The following is an 18,241-nucleotide window of genomic DNA, read 5'->3' on the forward strand; positions in this document are numbered from 1 at the left end:
TTCTAAAAATGAAAGCCTTTATATGGGATAGCTATCTCATATGAATTTTTAAAAACGCTTTTTAGCGTGTTATTTTAAAGAAATTTATGGATATTCGTCATCTTCGTCTTGCCCTGTTCACAGGTAATTATAACTATGTTCGAGATGGAGCCAATCAAGCTCTTAACCGACTAGTCGGTTATTTAATGAAGCAAGGTGCTTCCGTCCGAATTTATTCTCCCCATAGTGAAACACCCGCCTTTCCTGCAATCGGTGAAGTTATCAGCGTCCCAGCGGTGCCTTTCCCTGGGCGAAGCGAATATTGTATCCCGATTGCGCTTCCTTCTCGTGTCCGTCGCGATATCAAAAAATTTGATCCGAATATCTTTCATATCGCCAGTCCTGAATATCTGGGACATCGCGCGGTCTCTTTGGCACGTAAATCTAACCTACCGGTTGTTGCCTCTGTCCATACCCGCTTTGAAACCTATCCCCGTTATTACGGCATGCCTTTTCTAGAGCCCGTTATAGAAGCTATTTTAAGAAGGCTTTACCGGCGGTGTGATGCTATTTTTGCACCCTCTGAATCTATGGCTCAACTCCTTCGGGAACAACGGATGAGCTATGACGTAAGAATTTGGTCGCGAGGGGTTGATCGGAATTTATTCAAACCCGAAGCCCGCGACCCCCATTTACGTCATAAATTCGGCATAAAAGAAGATGAGGTCGTGATCGGTTTTGTCGGACGACTGGTCATGGAAAAAGGGTTAGACGTTTTTTCTGACACTATTGATGAATTGGTGCGTCGTAAAATTCCGCATAAAGTGCTTGTGATTGGAGAAGGGCCTGCCAGAGGGTGGTTTAGCCGCCGCTTGCCACAAGCTATTTTCGCCGGATTCCAAACAGGGGAATCCTTGGCACGCGCCGTTGCCTCAACCGATATTCTATTCAATCCCTCTGTCACGGAAACTTTTGGGAATGTAACACTTGAAGCGATGGCAACCGGCAGGGCTGTGGTTGCCGCACAAGCTACAGGCAGTGAAAGCCTTATTGATGATCCTTCAATGGGGCGTCTTATTCGGCCGGGGGCTATCAAGGATTTCGCCGATGCGCTGCAAAGCTATTGCGAGAATAAAGAACTTCGCAAAGAAGCGGGCTACAATGGCTATAAAAGGAGTGAGTGTTACGGTTGGGATAATGTAAACCAAATTTTGGCAGATAATTATCTCAGCATTATTCAGGCTCGCCAGCAAAGTGGTCAAGCTCCAAGGCTAAAACCACGCTCTTGATAAAATTTTCTGTTTCAGATGGATTCGAAACAGAAATACTTTAGATAAAGACGTTATGCTTATTTCGCTTAGCATCCGTGATATCGTGCTGATTGATGCACTCGACCTTGATTTTTCTGAAGGACTAGGCGTCCTTACCGGTGAGACAGGGGCTGGAAAATCAATCCTTCTTGATGCCTTGGGGTTAGCTCTTGGCGCAAGGGCTGATAGTGGCCTTGTCCGACCGGATTCCAAGCAAGGCATCGTAACCGCCTGTTTCACATTGCCGCCTGATCATGCTCTCTATCGCTATTTACAGCAGAATGCTTTGACGGTTGAGGAAGGCGAGGCGCTGATTGTCAAAAGAATAGTCAAGGCTGACGGCGGCAGTCGGGCATTACTGAATGATCAGCCTATTTCGGTTTCTCTGCTCAAAGACGTTTCCAGTTATCTTATCGAAATCCATGGACAGCATGATGAAAGGGGGCTTCTTAACCCGCGCAGTCATCGTCTGTTGCTCGATAATTTTGGCCATATTGACACCTCTTCAGTATCAGCCGCTTATGCTTACTGGCAGGAAACAGAAAAAGCCCTCAAGCAAGCCTTGCTTTTAAAAGAAGAGCGAGAGCAGGACAAAGAATGGCTTGAAGATGCCGTTCAGGAATTGACGGCTTTCGCTCCACAGGATGGGGAAGAAGCCTCTCTCGCTGATGAACGCAAAATGCTTCAAAAAGGGGCAAGACTCGCTGAAGATATGGAAGCCATTGGTCAGTGGATTGATGGTACGGATGGCGCGCTTTCGCTTTTGCGACAGGCTGGAAGGCGTCTTGGGCGGATTTCTTTTGAATATCCGGCTCTGGCGGAAGCGCTCGAATCTTTGGATAAAGCCCTGAATGAAGCAGGGGATGCCAGCGAAAGGCTAGGCCACGCTGCCATGATGCTTGATAACGATCCAAACAGACTGGACGCTATCGAAGCCCGTCTGTTTGAACTACGTGCCTTGGCGCGTAAACATCGGGTTGCACCGGATGAACTACCCAATTTTGTAAAAGAGCTTCAAGGTAAACTAGAACAGATAGAATCCGGCGAGCAAGGTATCGCTCTATTACAGGCCGAAAATAAATCAGCGCGACAGAATTATCAGCAGGCAGCGGAAAAGCTACACCAATCCCGCAAAAAAACAGCCGAAAATTTGGATAAAGCGGTTATGGCCGAATTGCCGCCCTTAAAAATGGAAGCGGCACGGTTCCAAACCAAAATTGAAAAATTAGAAGCTTCGCAATGGGGCAGTGAAGGATGTGATCGCGTCGAATTTACGATTTCGACAAATCCGGGAGCCGATTTTGCGCCTTTGATGAAAATAGCCAGCGGAGGAGAACTCTCGCGATTTATGCTGGCATTGAAAGTCGTTCTCGCGGGGGCTGAAGGAACTGAAACTATTATTTTTGATGAAATTGACCAAGGGGTTGGCGGTGCTGTTGCCAGTGCCATTGGCGAACGCTTGGCAAGATTATCTGAAAAATCGCAATTACTTGTTATTACGCACAGCCCCCAAGTTGCAGCGCGCGCGGCACAGCATTGGCTTATCCAAAAACACCATCCTCAATCTTCTGCTAAAAAGACTTTTGCTACTCGGACAGAGGTCAAGGCGCTCACTTTTGATGAAAGGCGAGAGGAAATAGCGCGTATGCTTTCAGGGGCAGAGGTAACCGACGAAGCCCGCGCGCAGGCGCGCCGTCTATTGCGTCATTAAAAATCTATAACAAATTCTTCGGATTGAAGGCGTGCGGACAATTCGTTTTGTTTCTCAATCTTTATCATGGTTATACAGCCGAAGCTAAAATGAAATTTATGGTTATTATATAACAACTATAAATATTTTTATTATATTGTGATGGTGGAGACTTTTATGAGCTATCAATCGCAACCGGCTATTCCGGTAAAAGAAAGTCGTGTTACCTTACTTCGAAACCCTCTTTTAAATAAAGGCAGTGCTTTCTCTGCCGAAGAGAGAAAGGCTTTTCAATTAGAAGGTCTGGTTCCAGCCCAAATCGAAAGTATCAATATTCAAGCCGAACGCTGTTACCAGCAGTATAAAGAACAAAAAACAGATTTAGATCGCTATATCTTTTTGCGCGCGCTTCAGGATGAAAATGAAACGCTTTTCTTTCATCTTGTTGCCGATCATATCGCCGATATGATGCCTATTCTTTATACACCAACAGTAGGCAGCGCGTGCCAGAATTATTCTCATCTTTTCCGTAAAAGCCGCGGTTTATTTATCGCTTATCCTGATCGCGATAAAATTGGCGATATCCTGAAACAGACGGAACAGGAAAATATAAAAATTATTGTCGTCACTGATGGCGAACGTATCTTGGGGCTGGGTGACCTCGGGGTCGGGGGTATGGGCATCCCTATTGGGAAATTGGCTCTTTATACCGCCTGCGGCGGAATTGATCCGGCAACGGTTTTACCGATTGTTCTGGATGTAGGGACGAATAATGAAAATCTTCTGAATGATCCGCTTTATATAGGATGGCATCATAAACGGATAACGGGGGATGAATATTACAGCTTTGTTGATCGGTTTGTTCAGGCTGTGATGCAGCAATGGCCTGATGTATTCTTGCATTTTGAAGATTTTGCCCAGAAAAATGCTTTGCCATTACTGGAAAAATATCGCGACCAATATTGCTGTTTCAATGATGATATTCAGGGAACTTCTGCGGTCGCTTTAGCAACTCTTTATTCGGCTTGTAAAACGCGAAAAACCTCTATCAGAGATCAGCGTATCGTTTTCCTTGGTGCCGGTTCCGCTGGTTGCGGTATCGCAGAACAAATTGTCTCTGCTATGGTGGCTGAAGGATTGGATGAAGCCACGGCGCGCGGTCAAGTGTATATGGTTGATCGCAATGGTCTTATCACTGACGATATGCAGGATATCCCTGATTTCCAGAAAAAACTGGCACAGCCCCTTAGCAAGCTGAAAAATTGGAAATCACAAGACCAAGGCTTTTTCCTGCTGGATGTTGTCAAGCAGAGTAAAGCAACCGTCTTAATCGGTGTCTCCGGCCAAAAAGGATTATTTACAGAAGAGGTCATCAAAACATTGGCTTCGCAATGTGAAGCCCCCTTTGTGATGCCTTTGTCCAATCCCACCTCGCATATGGAAGCCATTCCAGAAGATATTTTGAAATGGACAGAGGGTAAGGCGCTTGTCGCAACGGGAAGTCCTTTTTCGCCTGTCGTTATTAACGGCAAGAGCTTCCCTATTGCGCAATGTAATAACGCCTATATTTTCCCGGGTATTGGTCTTGGCGTTTTGGCGGCCAAAGCCACAAGGGTAACCGATAATATGATGGTTGCCGCAGCCTATGCCTTGGCTGACACAGCACCAGCAGCACAGAATAAAGGTAATGCTATCTTACCCTCTTTCGATGATATTGAAGAGGTAAGCTATGTTATCGCCTTAGCCGTAGCAAAAGCCGCCGTGAAAGATGGTGTTGCCGAGCAAAAAGACGAAACCGCTCTTTTGGCTCTGATAAAAGGCTATTACTGGCATCCTGAATATCGCGCTTATCAATTGGCGTAATTCAACCCATCAGAAGATACAAAAAAAGCCCCTGCATCGCAGGGGCTTTTTGTTTGATGGCCTGTCTTGGACAGGCCATCCCGACAGAGCGGGGTGTGGATTAGAAATCCATACCACCCATGCCGCCCATACCACCCATGCCACCGGGCATAGCTGGGGCAGGTTTATCTTCTGGCAGATCGCCAACAGCGGCTTCGGTCGTGATAAGCAGACCAGCAACAGAAGCGGCATCCTGCAAGGCCGTGCGAACAACCTTGGTCGGATCGATAACGCCGGTTGCAGCCAGATCTTCATATTTTTCAGTCTGGGCATTGAAACCGATTTTGTCATCATTGCCATCGATCAACTTACCGGCAACAACGGCACCGTCGAAACCAGCATTCTGAGCGATCTGACGAACCGGAGCCTGCAAGGCGCGGCGAACGATGTCGATACCACGCTGCTGATCTTCATTGACGCCATTCAAACCTTCAAGCGTTTTCGTTGCATAAAGGAGTGCCGTACCACCACCAGGAACAATACCTTCCTGAACAGCTGCGCGGGTAGCGTGCAGAGCATCATCAACGCGATCTTTGCGTTCTTTGACTTCGACTTCAGTTGCACCGCCAACTTTAATCACTGCAACACCGCCGGCTAATTTAGCAACGCGTTCCTGCAATTTTTCGCGGTCGTAATCAGAAGTGGTCGCTTCGATCTGGCTACGGATAGCTTCAACGCGATCCTTGATAGTTGACTGGTCACCAGCACCATCAACAATGGTGGTGTTTTCTTTGGTGATGGAAACGCGTTTTGCGGAACCCAGCATGTTCAAGGTAACATTTTCGAGCTTGATGCCGAGGTCTTCAGAAATCAGCTCACCCTTGGTCAGGATGGCGATATCTTCCAGCATAGCTTTACGACGATCACCAAAGCCAGGAGCCTTAACCGCAGCAACCTTCAGACCGCCACGCAGCTTGTTGACAACCAATGTTGCCAAGGCTTCGCCTTCGATATCTTCAGCGATAATCAACAGCGGACGACCGGACTGAACAACCGATTCCAAGATCGGCAGAATCGACTGCAGGTTAGAAAGCTTCTTCTCGTAAATAAGGATATACGGATCAGCCAGTTCTGCGACCATCTTTTCTGGATTGGTGATGAAGTAAGGCGACAGATAGCCGCGATCAAACTGCATACCTTCGACGACGTCCAGTTCGAAATCAAAGCCCTTGGCTTCTTCGACCGTGATAACGCCTTCTTTACCGACTTTTTCCATGGCTTCTGCAATGCGACGACCTACTTCTTCGTCACCATTGGCAGAAATGATACCAACCTGAGCCACTTCGTTGAAATCGGAAACCGGTTTGGAGCGGCTGCGGAGGCTTTCAACAACTTTCGTTGCTGCAAGATCAATACCGCGCTTCAGATCCATCGGGTTCATGCCGGCTGCAACGGATTTCATGCCTTCGCGAACAATCGCCTGAGCAAGAACGGTTGCCGTGGTCGTGCCATCACCAGCCAGATCGTTGGTTTTGGAAGCCACTTCACGAAGCATCTGTGCGCCCATATTTTCGAACTTGTCTTTCAGTTCGATTTCTTTGGCGACAGAAACACCATCTTTGGTGATACGGGGAGCACCAAAGGCTTTGTCCAAAACAACGTTACGGCCTTTCGGGCCCAAGGTTACTTTGACGGCATCGGCAAGAATATCAACGCCGCGCAGAATCCGTTCACGCGCATCACGCGAAAATTTTACGTCTTTCGCTGCCATTTAAAATCTCCAGCTAAGCATTATGTATTCTAAAAGAAAATTACATCATGCTAATTATAGTAAGTAAGCGTTAAACTGCGCCCAGCTATTAGGTCAGAAAGAAATCTTAGCTGATAATGCCAAGAATATCGCTTTCCTTCATGATGAGGAGGTCTTCACCATCAACGCGAACTTCGGTGCCTGACCATTTGCCGAACAGAACCCGATCACCAGCTTTGACGTCCAAAGGAACGACTTTACCGTCTTCGCTATGGGTTCCGTTACCAGCTGCGATAACTTCACCTTCCTGCGGCTTTTCTTTGGCTGTATCAGGGATAATGATACCGCCAGCTGTCTTTTCTTCAGCAGCAACGCGACGGACTAAAACTCGATCATGTAGCGGACGAAAATTCATATCTTCACCTTTTCCCTTGCGAAAACTAGGGGGAATTCCTGCTGGCACTCTCCCTTACGAAGTGCCAATGTCCCCCATATGGGGTAGTATTTCGGGACGTCAAGCTATCCTTTAAAAATTTTTATAAAAATTTGTTGTTTCATCTTTTTATAAAAATCTTCGCTCATTTTTGCATATGATATAGCCGTCTAATTCTTACAGATAAGAGCGTGAAATATAGATTTTCACCGTTTAAAATGTAATCCAAGTTCATCGCATTATCTGGCTTTTGGTCTGATTAGACTGGCTATTACGCTTGACTCTTTATTTTATTAAGGCTCAGGCTCAACGAAAATAAATCATGAAATCAAAGGAGCCAAAACGTTGAAATTACTGCGGCTGTTCTGGAAAATGTTAGTCGGCATAAAAGATGTGCTGGCTCTCATACTACTCGTTTTATTTTTTGGAGCTATTTTTGTTGGTCTCTGCCTAACCACCAAAAATGGCGCAATCTCAAGCCGCAATCTTGGTGCCGCATCAGCTGCGGACGGGGCGCTCCTTATTGATTTTTCAGGCAATCTTGTCGAAAAAACGGAAGGCACCAGCTTTCTTGATCTTATTCAAGATAACAACAATCAAAATGAAATCCTCTTAAGAGAGGTTGTCTATGGGTTGGAGCAGGCCGCCCGTAATCCTAAAATCAAAGCCGTTGTCCTTGATCTATCGGATTTTTCCGGTGGTGGACGCGCCGCTATCAGCGCGGTCGATAACGCTTTAGATAAGGTAAGAGCCGCCGGTAAACCTGTTCTTTCTTTTGCTGGTTTTTACAACGATGCCCGCTACCGTATTGCCGCTCATGGCACTGAAATCTGGCTGCCTAATCTAGGTGAAGTCGCTTTATTAGGCGTAGGGGGTAACCAACTTTACTATAAAGGTCTCTTGGATAAATTAGGTGTCGAAACCAAAATTTATCGGGTGGGCCGTTTTAAATCCTTTGTCGAACCATTTACGCGTACCGAACAATCCCCAGATGCTAAAGCCGCTAATCAGGCCTTGGCTAATTCTCTATGGCAAACGACCCTTCAAGATATAGCCCATGCCCGCCCCAAGGCACATGTCGCTGAATGGGCTCTTAATCCAACAAGCTTTTTAAAGAGCGGTCATAGCTTTGCAGAATTAGCCCAATCTGCGGGTATGATTGACCATATCGGTAATGCGATAGACTTCGGAAATCGGGTCGCTTCTCTTGTCGGCAAAGACAAACAGCCAGGGAGTTTCAAGGCCGTTTCCCTCGCTTCTTTTATTGGTTCCAATCCGCCGTCTTCTGCTGGTAGTGCTATCGGGGTTGTAACCGTTTCTGGCGAAATTGTTGACGACGAAACTCGATCCGGTCAGGTAAGTGGTTCCACTATTTCTTCTCTCATTTTAGATACCTTGGCAAAGGGCGACATCAAAGCCTTGGTTGTGAGAGTGGATTCTCCGGGTGGTTCAGTCTCTGCTGCTGAGCAAATGCGCTCTGCTATCCTTGCTGCCAAAGCCAAAGGTCTACCTGTCATCGTTTCGATGGGATCGGTTGCCGCTTCCGGCGGTTATTGGATATCGACGCCAGCCGATAAAATCTTTGCAGATCCATCCACAATCACCGGTTCGATCGGTGTTTTCTCACTGATTCCAACCTTTCAGCAAACGCTACACAAAATTGGTCTTTCTGCTGATGGGGTCAAAACAACACCCCTTTCTGGCCAGCCAGATGTCTTCCGTGGCACGACGCCCGAATTTGATCAGCTAATGCAATTTGGTGTTGATACCATTTACGATCGCTTTACTTCGATTGTTGCCTCATCAAGACATTTACCTTTGGACAAGGTTCGTGAAATTGCCGAAGGGCGCGTTTGGTCTGGTGTAGATGCCAAGAAAATAGGTCTTGTAGATCAGTATGGTTCTTTACAGGATGCCGTCACCGAGGCTGCGAAAAGAGCTCATCTTGACCCCAGCCATACGCATATGCAGTTTATTGATGAAGAGCCTTCTTTTGTTGAGATGATCTTAAAAAATCTGTTTCAGCATCAGGCCTCAGACGCCAAAATAGTAGCGCGTAATCCTAATATAGACGCTTATGGTTCTATGGCGGGCAACAGTCAGGAGCAACTGGTTCGGATAGTGGCTGCAATAAGGGGCATAGCGCAGACTTCTACAATGCAGGCTCGCTGTCTGGAATGTGTTGTTGAGGTTAAACCCACCTCTCAAGACCGCTATCTTGCCGATCGTTTGATTACACAAACGGCACTACGACCCTAAGAAATTTGCTCCAATTTTACCTTACATAAAAAGGCAGAGGATTTTTCTCTGCCTTTTTTTATCTTTGATACAATGCTAAATCGGCTTTCAATTAGGCTGTAATGCCACATAATTAAATCAGTTCGCTTTGTGTCCGGTTATTCTCGGTAATTTATTCCTGTATAGACTTGCCTAAATGCGCTTTTCATAGAATAATTTAGGCAATATTTTTAAAGGCTGAATTCGTATTTATGGATGCCTCCACTTTATCTTTTCGCAGTGCGTCGTCGTCAGCACGATCTTTCCCCTTTCTTTCTATGTCAGCAGAAAGACAGGATCTATTTTTCTCATTGGCCTTAACCGCATTACCGCGGCCAATGATTACACCTTTATGCAGAATAATAGTTGCACGATTAGAGCATAGAATTCCCGGTTTGAAAGAGCGACTTCGCCCACTGGATGGCAAAACAGTTTTTATTCAGCCGAAAGATTTAACGGTTGGCTTTTTGTTATCTATTTCCAATGGACATCCTCATTTAACGGCGATTTCTCCTGAATCTTTGCCGAAGAAGACGGATATGGATGCGCGTTTAGAAGCTTCACTCGAAGTCTTTTTCCATTTGCTTCATGGTGAGAGTGATGGAGATGCTCTTTTCTTCTCACGCGATCTGAAAGTGGATGGCGATATGTCTGTCGTTGTTGCGCTTAGAAATGCGATGGATGGTCTTGGAGAAGATTTGCTCAAAGATGTTTTCACGCTGCCACAGCCTTTCCGCAGCCTGTTTAACCGAGCCGGTGGCGTAGCCAATCGCTGTCTCGATCGAATAATCGACCCTTTTTTAAAAAAAACAGCAAAACTGGAAAATCGCCTCTCAAAAATTCAGGCTGAAATCGATGCTTTGCGTCAAAAAGAAGAGGATATTCCTTTAAAGAGCGTCCATAATTCTATCGAAAAAGACCAAGAGAATAACGCTGATCTTAGTGGGACAGCAAAAAATGCAATCGAGTTATTAGCACCTGCCGGAACGCCTGCTGCTTTAAGGTCCGCGATTGATGCTGGTGCCAATGCTGTTTACCTCGGTTTCCGAGATGAGACGAATGCCCGTAATTATCCCGGCTTAAACTTCACTCGGGAAGATTTGAAAGAAGGGATCGCATACGCGCATCAAAGAGGACGGCGTGTTCATGTCGCGATCAATACTTATGCGGCCGCCGGACATATGGATTCATGGTATAAAGCCATTGATACGGCGGCAGAATTAGGGGCTGATGCCCTTATTATGGCTGACATGGGCTTGCTTTCTTATGCCAGCCAGCATTACCCTGATTTGTCGCGGCATCTTTCGGTTCAGGCAGGGGCCTCTACCCCTGCGGCCATTCAGTTCTACTATGAAATGTTTGGTATTAACCGTATGGTTTTGCCAAGAATGTTTACGCTTGATGAAATCGCGGCTTTAAAAGAGAAAGTGCCGATTGAAATCGAGACCTTTATTTTCGGTAGCTTATCTCCGATGTCCGAAGGGCGCTGCGCGCTTTCAGCCTATGCGACGGGTCGTTCTCCTAATCTTTGCGGCGTTTGCTCTCCGGCGGAACATGTCCGTTACAAGAATGAGGATGGTGTTCTTATTTCGCAGCTTGGCGATTTTGTGATCAATCGTTTTGGAAAAGATGAAGCGGCAGGATATCCGACCCTTTGTAAGGGGCGCTATATCCCCAAAGGTGGTGAAGCCTCTTATCTTTTTGAAAAACCGGAATGCCTGAACGCTGCTGAATATATTGCCAGCCTCAGGGCAGCGGGGGTCACTTCTTTTAAAATCGAAGGTCGGCAGCGTAGTCGTTTTTATACGACAGAAGTTGTTTCCTGTTTTCGTGCACTTCTGGATGCCGAAGCCTCAGGTAAATCAGCTGACAGTTTACCTGATGTTCTGAACAGGTTACGTGATTTGGCCGAGGGGGGCGAAGAAACCCGCGGAGCATACCGGAAAGGGTGGCGATGAGTAGTTCTACTAGCGATCATTTGTCTTTAGGCGCGGTTATGTTTCCGTGGCCTGCTAAGATGTTACGGGATTTCTATTTTCGTATTGCCGATGAAGGCGATGTCGATACCGTTTATCTAGGTGAGGTTATCTGCTCCAAACGCTCGCCTTTCTTAAAACATTATTTGCCGGAAATTACCGATCGCCTTACAAAAGGCGGTAAGAAAATTGTCTTTTCTTCTATGGCTTTGGTCGGAACCGCTGATGAAGTCAGGGAAATGGAAGCGCTGGTCGAAAAGACCGATGGGCTTATCGAGGCAAATGACGTTAGCCTTGTCCGTTTATTACAGGGCAAGCCTCATCATTTGGGGCCTTTTGTTAATATCTATAACGAAGGTGCGCTTGATTTCTTAACGCGCTTAGGAGCTGAAAAGGCTTGCTTAAATCCTGAATTACCCGCCACGGTTATTAAAGAACTCGCCCAGAAAAGCGCTATTCCTTTAGAGGTGATTGTCTTTGGGCGATTACCTATTTCTATTTCTGCTCGTTGTTTTGATGCCCGGGCTAAAGGCCGGACGAAAGATAATTGTCGTTTTGCTTGTCTCCATCATCGGGATGGATTGACGATCAGCACTCTCGAAAATGAGCCCTTTTTAACGGTCAATGGTATGCAAACTTTGACCTATGGTTGCGGTAATTTAATTCAGGCTATTCCCGAATTACAGCAAGCCGGAATCCACAGTTTCCGCTTGTCGCCTCAGTCAGGCGATATGGTCGCAACGGCTTCGCTGTTTAGACAATGTTTGGCGGGTCAAATCGATGCGACAGAAGCAAGCACGCTTTTGGCAAGCTATCATCCTGAAATGCCAGGTTTTGCCAATGGTTTTCTCTATGGCCAACCTGGGCATAAATTTATCACGGACGGCCCTGTTTTAAATCCGTCACCCCTTAAAAAGACAGAGAGTGCTTGATAAAGACGCGTTTATGACTTCCTGTCGGGTAATTTTTGACTGTATTCAAAAATATGCCGATGCAATCCGGCAGGAGTCAAATCTTCCTCTTGGCCTTGAGGTGGCGTTATAATGCCTTCCTCATCGAAACAGAGCAAAACATAAGGTGTATATCGCTCAGGCGTTGGCACACTAATTTCAGGGATGCTGGGTCTATGATCTCCAAAAAAGGCAATAACAGCCCGTTTTTTGGCCTCTTTGAAATAAGATACTAACCCACCCAACATTTTATCGCTATTTTCAGCATGACGAATATAGGAAAGAAGTAAGGCTTCCGGTGTCGCTTTACCATCGGCATCCCAAGGGCCATGATTTTCCATGGTTACCGTATAGATAAAGGTTGGATGCTGATTCCCTTCTATAATCTCTATGATCTTTTTACCCAAAGTCACATCATCGACATAGCGTTGTCCTGCTTTCGGCGATGAAAAATAGTCTAGACCGATTAAACGAGAGAACCCTGCCGAAGGCATAATATCGTCACGGTTGTAAAAACGCATATCATGCGGATGGACAAAAAATGATTGATAGCCATAAGGCTGTAAACGTGCCGATAAGGCGTAAGTAATTTCTTTTTTGGCTGTCATGAAAGGATCGAATTGGCGAAAGCCAAGGTCTTTTTCTTCTCTCCCAAATAACACGCCATATTCTGTCCGCATGGTATAGGCACCGAAACCGTTGACGTGTAATTTACCGCTTTTCCATGCCCATTTTTGCGCTTCTTGCAGGGCGGGCAAGGGGGCTCTTGTGCCTTCTGGGACAAGATGGGCTGGGTCCATAAAGGACTCACATTGAATAACCAGAATAATTTCGGGTTTTCTCGATAAATCTAATTCTTCTTCACACTCTTCTTGGAAATTTAAAGGCGTTGGATCGGGACTTTTCCGCCATCTTTGCCAATAGAGAAATAGAACAGCAATCATGCCTAGTTTTTTTGAATCTTTTTCTAAAGACGGCTCTATGGCTAACTGATTGAAAAGGGGTGTTTTCAAAGCAAAATACAAAAACAAACAATCGAGCGCAAAAAGCAGAAAACCTCTTAAATGGGCTGAAAATTGTCTATTATTGAAAATAATAAAAAACAGAAGCAGAATAGGTGTTACCGTCGCAAGTAACCAACAGGTTAAAGAAGAAAGCGCCGTTAAATAAAATCTGGGATGACGCGCGACAGAAACCAAAACTAAAAAATCGGAGAAAATTAGGGGTTCTCCAAGCATTTTATATTTTGTATTTGAAATAGCGGTTAAAGCGGATTGTAATGATAAAGTTATAATAGATGATAATAAAGGATTACCTGTTAAGAACAGAAATAGACTATAGGCTGCTGTGACGACACCGCTATGAAGGATAAGACCGCCGCCGCTTCTTCTACCATAAGGTAGGGAGTAATGGTCTATAACAAAGCTTATAATAAGGGTTACTGCCAAAAACAGTAGGTCATTTATCACTTTGGATTACTGCCTTAAACTACGATCAAATCAGAAAATAAATGGGTGAAGAAAAACGTCTATGAGCCGCTATAGTGACTCTGTCTATGCCTCTTAAGCTTTAAGGGGATATTCTGTGCGCTTTCCACTATTGCAGCGACACCTCATCTCATAATAATTCTCTAGAATGATGAGAATATTGTGAAATTCCTGCCATAAATTCCATAAATAGCCTATGAACAGGGCTATTAAATTCGATTTGTTTTTATTATCAGAAGTATTCGTATAACGATTGTCTTTAAATCAAGACAAGAAATTGTTTTATTCCTGTCGCGTAGATGAAAGGGGCCGTATGGCCGAAATCGTCCTTCAAAGCTTATCCCCAAGCAGATATTTCATCAGGCGTATTCCAGAGAACAAAAACCATGTATGAATATCGGAAGACGATTGCCGAGAGTGATAACGCGCCTTTAATTGCTGCGCCTGCCACTCGGGTGCCGCTCCCCAAACGCAATCTTTTATTGCTGCAAGGGCTCATGGGGCCTTTATTTCGCCGACTTGGTCAAGCTCTGACAAAGCACGGTTATACCGTTTATAAAATTAACTTTAATGGTGGCGATCGCTTTTTTTGGCGTTTGCCTAACGGTATCGATTTTTGCGGAAATGAAGACGATTGGCCTGCTTTTTTTGAGGAAACCGTCAAAAAACGGAATATCACCGATGTTGTTTTATTTGGTGATTGTCGGGCTTTACATCGGGCAGCTATTCATGTTTGCCGTAAACTTCATATCCCTGTGCATGTTTTTGAAGAAGGCTATATCCGTCCGGATTGGGTTACGCTCGAATTAGGCGGCGTCAATGGTCACTCTTCCTTACCGAAAGATCCTGAATGGTATAAGGCCGAGGCCGCTAAATTACCGCCCATAGCTGAACACCGACCCGTGCCGTCTTCTTTTGTCCGGCGTGCCTATGAAGGGGTTGCTTACAGCCTCGCTACTGCAGCTTTAAAATGGCATTATCCCCATTGGAAGGACTACCGCCCTTGGCCCCCTTTGGTCGAAGGTGTCGGTTGGTTAAGACGTTTATGTCGCCGCAAAAAAGCACAGGCTCGTACCGATATGTTGCTAGAAAGGCTGGAACGGGAACAGACACCTTATGTGTTATTCCCGTTGCAATTGGATGGCGATTCTCAGGTCAGATTGCATTCTCCTTTCAACGGAATGCTCGATGCCATTGAACTGGTTCTAGGTTCATTTGCCTTCCATGCCCCCAAACATCTCAGGCTCGTTATAAAAGAGCATCCTCTGGATAATGGTGTCCGTGACTGGTGCGCCGAAATACGGGTGATCGCGGACAGGCTCGGTATAACCGACCGTATTGACTATATGGAACTCGGTGACATTGCCCTTGTGACCCAAAAAGCCCAAGCTCTGGTGACTATCAATAGTACCTGTGGCACTTTGGCTTTAAATTGTAACGTGCCGGTCATCACATTGGGGCAGGCTGTTTATGATATGGAAGGCGTTACCTATCAAGGTAGTCTGGATGATTTCTGGAGTAACCCTGGCAAACCGGATCAAGAAATTTTTGGGGCTTTCCGGCGGGTCTTAATTGAAAGATGCCTTGTCGCAGGTGGCTTTTTCTCTGAAGAGGCGCTTGAAAAAGTGATGGAAGGGGTTCTTACTCGCTTGCAATCTGCCTGCCCAATTGAGCCTAGCCTTATGCATGATTTATCAGCCAGTTTACAGCGAAGACCTTCTTCAAAATTAGTCACTGCCGTTGCAAGCCATAAACGGAATATCGCTTTCAAACGGTCATAACATTAAAAGAAACTATAGGGATCAACATCAATTGTAATGCGGACAGAAGACGGAATAGAAATCTTTGAAAGCCATTGATGAATAACTCGTTGTATCGGGATATTCCTCTTGGCTTGGATCAGAAAACGATACCGATAACGACCTCTTAACTGTAATAACGGGGCAGGTGCGGGGCCAAAGACTTCTATTCCATCGCCCTCCGGCTTTCTCTGCCCCAATTGATGGCCTACCGCCTCAGCTATTTCCTGTTTTTCAGAAGAGATAATCAAGGCGACATAGCGCCCAAAAGGCGGTGCTTCCGTTATTTCTCTGATTTCTAATTCCGTTTGATAAAAGGCTTCACGATCCCCTGATGCCAAGGCCGAAATAACAGGCGTCTCCGGTTCATATGTCTGGATAAAAACATGCCCGTCCAGAGCACTTCTTCCCGCCCGTCCAGCAACCTGTGCAATTTGCTGAAAACTATGTTCTGATGCTCTTAAATCTCCCCCTTGCAAACCGATATCCGCATCAACCACCCCAACAACGGTTAATCTTGGGAAATGATATCCCTTCGTTATCAGCTGGGTGCCAATGATTATGTCGATGGCACCTTGATCCATTTTTTCAACAAATTCGGCGGCTTGTTTGGGGGTGGCTAATGTATCCGATGTAATCGTTTCAATGCGGGCTTCTGGGAAAAGCAAAGCCGTTTCTTCTGCGATTCTTTCGACTCCGGGGCCACAGGCAACAAGGCTATCGGCTGTTTGACATTCGGGACATTTGTCTGGGACAGGCATCGTAAAACCGCAATGATGACAAATCATTTGTCCCAATTGGCGATGCTCAACCATCCATGCGGTGCAATGGGGACATTTTATACGATGACCGCAATGACGACACAGGGTGAGAGGCGCATAGCCCCGTCGATTGAGAAAAAGCAGACCTTGCTCATGGCGTTCCACTGCATTGGTCAACGCTTTGACCAGCGGCGGGGCTAACCACCGACCTTTAGCTAGGGCTTGTTCGGTCATGTTTATCACATGAATAGTCGGTAACCCTGCTGATCCATGGCGTTCTGCCAATCGTATTTCTTTATAATTACCCAAACGTACCTGCATAACGCTTTCAATCGCGGGTGTTGCGGTCGCTAAGATAACAGGGATATTCTCGAATTTGGCGCGCATGACTGCGACATCCCGCGCTTGATAACAAACACCGTCTTCTTGTTTGAAACTGGTTTCATGTGCTTCATCAACAATAATGAGACCGATTGCCTTAAACGGTAAAAACAAGGCTGATCGCGCGCCAATAACCACTTTGGCTTGGCCTGTTACAATCGCTTGCCAATTTTTTCTGCGGCGGGCTTGCGATAAATCGGAATGCCAAACAACAGGCTCACAGCCAAAACGCGCCTGAAAGCGTTTTAAAAAAGGTTCTGTTAAAGCAATTTCGGGTAGCAATATCAGGGATTGTTTGCCGTCACGCAAAGTCTGGGCAATGGCTTCAAAATAGACTTCGGTCTTTCCTGATCCGGTCACGCCATCCAATAAGAAAGTTTCAAAGCTCTTTTTCGCTATGGATTCCTTTAAGATTTCAGCCGCTTTGCTTTGTGTCTCTGAAAGAATGGGGGCATTAAAATCAGGATCGGGTAGCGATAATACTATCTCTAAAGATGTTTTTTGTTCTGTTATCAAACCCGTTTTGATCAAAGCGCGAATAACAGCAGGTGATATTTCTGCCTTTTCTGCCAGCTCACGGACAGAGCCTTTTTCCCCTGAAAGTTTTTCTAAAGCCTGTTGTCTTAAGGGCGTTAATTTAGGCCATTCTCTTTTGGGGACATAATAATTCTTGATTTCCCTGCTTTCTATCGTTGCAGGTGAAAAGGGGATTCCCATACGAAGAACGGCACCTAACGGTGCCATATAATAGGAGGAAACCCACTGAATAAATTTCCGATAACAATGACTCGCTTCGGGCAAATCATAGATCTTGCTCACCGGACGTAGTCGGTTATCTGCGATTTTTATCTGATTTGAAACGTCCTCTTCCCACAGCATCCCTAATATTTGCCTAGGACCTAGGGGAATACTGACAAGCTGACCTGCCGTAACCGCTTTTCCTTCTGGCAAGCTATAGGTCAAAATCCCCAAAGAAGGATTGGTGGTCAAAACAGAGATGCGGCGTTTCACGTAGATTTGATCCGCTTAATAAAGAAAAAAGCATTTATATCTGATTATGGCTACTTGATGCAAAAGCTTCAATCTCTATAGCGGATAGGCAGGCGTTCTCGCCTGCCTAACAGCTCTATTCCGATATCCTAGTAACATGCCCTCATTGAGACATAATCCCCAATATATGGGTCCCATTGCATACGGGTGTTACAATTGGCGTAGCCGCCGCCATAATAGCCGGAGTAACCGCCGTAATAGCCGCCACCGCCATCATAATATCCACGATTATAGGAGCCATTTGCAATAATCGCTCCCGTCATAAGGCCAAGCGCTCCCATGCCAAATGCTGCACCGGGGCCCCAACCACCACCGCGGTGATGATGGTGTCTCGGGCCATCCCAACCGCCGGGGCCACCGCCCCAACCACCGGGTCCTGGTCCACCTCCCCAACCGCCGGGGCCTCCCGGACCGCCATGATGATGCGCTAAAGCTGGGGTCACAACGGTCGCTGTCAATGAGGAAGCAGCAATGGCTGCTACAAGTAATCGCAAGATATTTTTTAACATTACTGCCTCTTTTCCGGAACAGAATCCGATAACTGAACAAAGACCGG

General features: G+C 46.0%; 12 protein-coding genes. 7 read left to right on the top strand and 5 right to left on the bottom strand.

The annotated features are described in order from the left end of the window. Positions 1-86 precede the first annotated feature (86 nt). The 3 genes from ZMOB_RS06390 (at position 87) to ZMOB_RS06400 (ending at position 4,842) form a co-directional block, all read left to right on the top strand. Positions 87-1,268: a glycosyltransferase family 4 protein gene (locus tag ZMOB_RS06390; RefSeq protein WP_011241681.1), complete on the top strand. Its 1,182-nt coding sequence runs from the start codon at positions 87-89 to the stop codon at positions 1,266-1,268. Positions 1,269-1,323: 55 nt separating this feature from the next. Continuing rightward, on the top strand, positions 1,324-3,000 hold the full coding sequence (gene recN / locus ZMOB_RS06395; RefSeq protein WP_012817580.1) for a DNA repair protein RecN: 1,677 nt from the start codon (positions 1,324-1,326) through the stop codon (positions 2,998-3,000). Between the two features lie 156 nt (positions 3,001-3,156). Continuing rightward, the gene (locus tag ZMOB_RS06400; RefSeq protein WP_014500950.1) at positions 3,157-4,842 is read left to right on the top strand and encodes an NAD-dependent malic enzyme; all 1,686 of its coding nucleotides are present in this window, start codon (positions 3,157-3,159) and stop codon (positions 4,840-4,842) included. A 100-nt stretch (positions 4,843-4,942) separates the two neighbouring features. Here ZMOB_RS06400 and groL read toward each other — a convergent pair whose 3' ends face one another. Together groL and groES are read right to left on the bottom strand one after the other, a co-directional pair. After that, on the bottom strand, positions 4,943-6,592 hold the full coding sequence (gene groL, locus ZMOB_RS06405) for a chaperonin GroEL (RefSeq protein WP_012817582.1): 1,650 nt from the start codon (positions 6,590-6,592) through the stop codon (positions 4,943-4,945). A 106-nt stretch (positions 6,593-6,698) separates the two neighbouring features. After that, on the bottom strand, positions 6,699-6,986 hold the full coding sequence (groES, locus tag ZMOB_RS06410; protein ID WP_012817583.1) for a co-chaperone GroES: 288 nt from the start codon (positions 6,984-6,986) through the stop codon (positions 6,699-6,701). A gap of 363 nt (positions 6,987-7,349) precedes the next feature. On the opposite strand from groES, the gene sppA reads away from it, so the two are divergent. From sppA to ubiV, 3 genes are all read left to right on the top strand, one after another. After that, positions 7,350-9,263, top strand: coding sequence for a signal peptide peptidase SppA (sppA, locus tag ZMOB_RS06415; protein ID WP_014500951.1), 1,914 nt, complete (start codon positions 7,350-7,352; stop codon positions 9,261-9,263). A 230-nt stretch (positions 9,264-9,493) separates the two neighbouring features. Continuing rightward, positions 9,494-11,239 carry a ubiquinone anaerobic biosynthesis protein UbiU gene (gene ubiU, locus ZMOB_RS06420; protein ID WP_014500952.1) on the top strand — a complete coding sequence of 582 codons (1,746 nt, stop codon included), beginning with the start codon at positions 9,494-9,496 and terminating at the stop codon, positions 11,237-11,239. Further along, complete coding sequence (gene ubiV / locus ZMOB_RS06425; RefSeq protein WP_014500953.1) at positions 11,236-12,189, top strand: ubiquinone anaerobic biosynthesis protein UbiV; 954 nt, start codon at positions 11,236-11,238, stop codon at positions 12,187-12,189. Before ubiU ends, ubiV begins: the two co-directional genes overlap by 4 nt. An 11-nt stretch (positions 12,190-12,200) precedes the next feature. Here ubiV and ZMOB_RS06430 read toward each other — a convergent pair whose 3' ends face one another. Continuing rightward, positions 12,201-13,676 carry an LTA synthase family protein gene (locus ZMOB_RS06430; RefSeq protein ID WP_014500954.1) on the bottom strand — a complete coding sequence of 492 codons (1,476 nt, stop codon included), beginning with the start codon at positions 13,674-13,676 and terminating at the stop codon, positions 12,201-12,203. A 404-nt stretch (positions 13,677-14,080) separates the two neighbouring features. Between ZMOB_RS06430 and ZMOB_RS06435 the strand changes: the two genes are divergently transcribed. Beyond that, the gene (locus ZMOB_RS06435) at positions 14,081-15,475 is read left to right on the top strand and encodes a capsule biosynthesis protein (RefSeq protein WP_014500955.1); all 1,395 of its coding nucleotides are present in this window, start codon (positions 14,081-14,083) and stop codon (positions 15,473-15,475) included. Between the two features lie 2 nt (positions 15,476-15,477). Here ZMOB_RS06435 and ZMOB_RS06440 read toward each other — a convergent pair whose 3' ends face one another. Together ZMOB_RS06440 and ZMOB_RS06445 are read right to left on the bottom strand one after the other, a co-directional pair. Then, positions 15,478-17,646, bottom strand: coding sequence for a primosomal protein N' (locus ZMOB_RS06440; protein ID WP_014500956.1), 2,169 nt, complete (start codon positions 17,644-17,646; stop codon positions 15,478-15,480). Positions 17,647-17,774: 128 nt separating this feature from the next. Then, positions 17,775-18,194, bottom strand: a complete 420-nt coding sequence (locus tag ZMOB_RS06445) for a hypothetical protein (protein WP_011241645.1) — start codon at positions 18,192-18,194, stop codon at positions 17,775-17,777. Positions 18,195-18,241 lie beyond the last annotated feature (47 nt).

Source organism: Zymomonas mobilis subsp. mobilis ATCC 10988, from assembly GCF_000175255.2.
Lineage (GTDB): Bacteria > Pseudomonadota > Alphaproteobacteria > Sphingomonadales > Sphingomonadaceae > Zymomonas > Zymomonas mobilis.

Coding starts and splice junctions, on each gene's coding strand:
- groES (WP_012817583.1), bottom strand. CDS start 6,986: ATGAATTTTCGTCCGCTACATGATCGAGTTTTAGTCCGTCGCGTTGCT.
- ubiV (WP_014500953.1), top strand. CDS start 11,236: ATGAGTAGTTCTACTAGCGATCATTTGTCTTTAGGCGCGGTTATGTTT.
- ZMOB_RS06445 (WP_011241645.1), bottom strand. CDS start 18,194: ATGTTAAAAAATATCTTGCGATTACTTGTAGCAGCCATTGCTGCTTCC.
- ubiU (WP_014500952.1), top strand. CDS start 9,494: ATGGATGCCTCCACTTTATCTTTTCGCAGTGCGTCGTCGTCAGCACGA.
- groL (WP_012817582.1), bottom strand. CDS start 6,592: ATGGCAGCGAAAGACGTAAAATTTTCGCGTGATGCGCGTGAACGGATT.
- ZMOB_RS06390 (WP_011241681.1), top strand. CDS start 87: ATGGATATTCGTCATCTTCGTCTTGCCCTGTTCACAGGTAATTATAAC.
- recN (WP_012817580.1), top strand. CDS start 1,324: ATGCTTATTTCGCTTAGCATCCGTGATATCGTGCTGATTGATGCACTC.
- ZMOB_RS06400 (WP_014500950.1), top strand. CDS start 3,157: ATGAGCTATCAATCGCAACCGGCTATTCCGGTAAAAGAAAGTCGTGTT.
- ZMOB_RS06435 (WP_014500955.1), top strand. CDS start 14,081: ATGTATGAATATCGGAAGACGATTGCCGAGAGTGATAACGCGCCTTTA.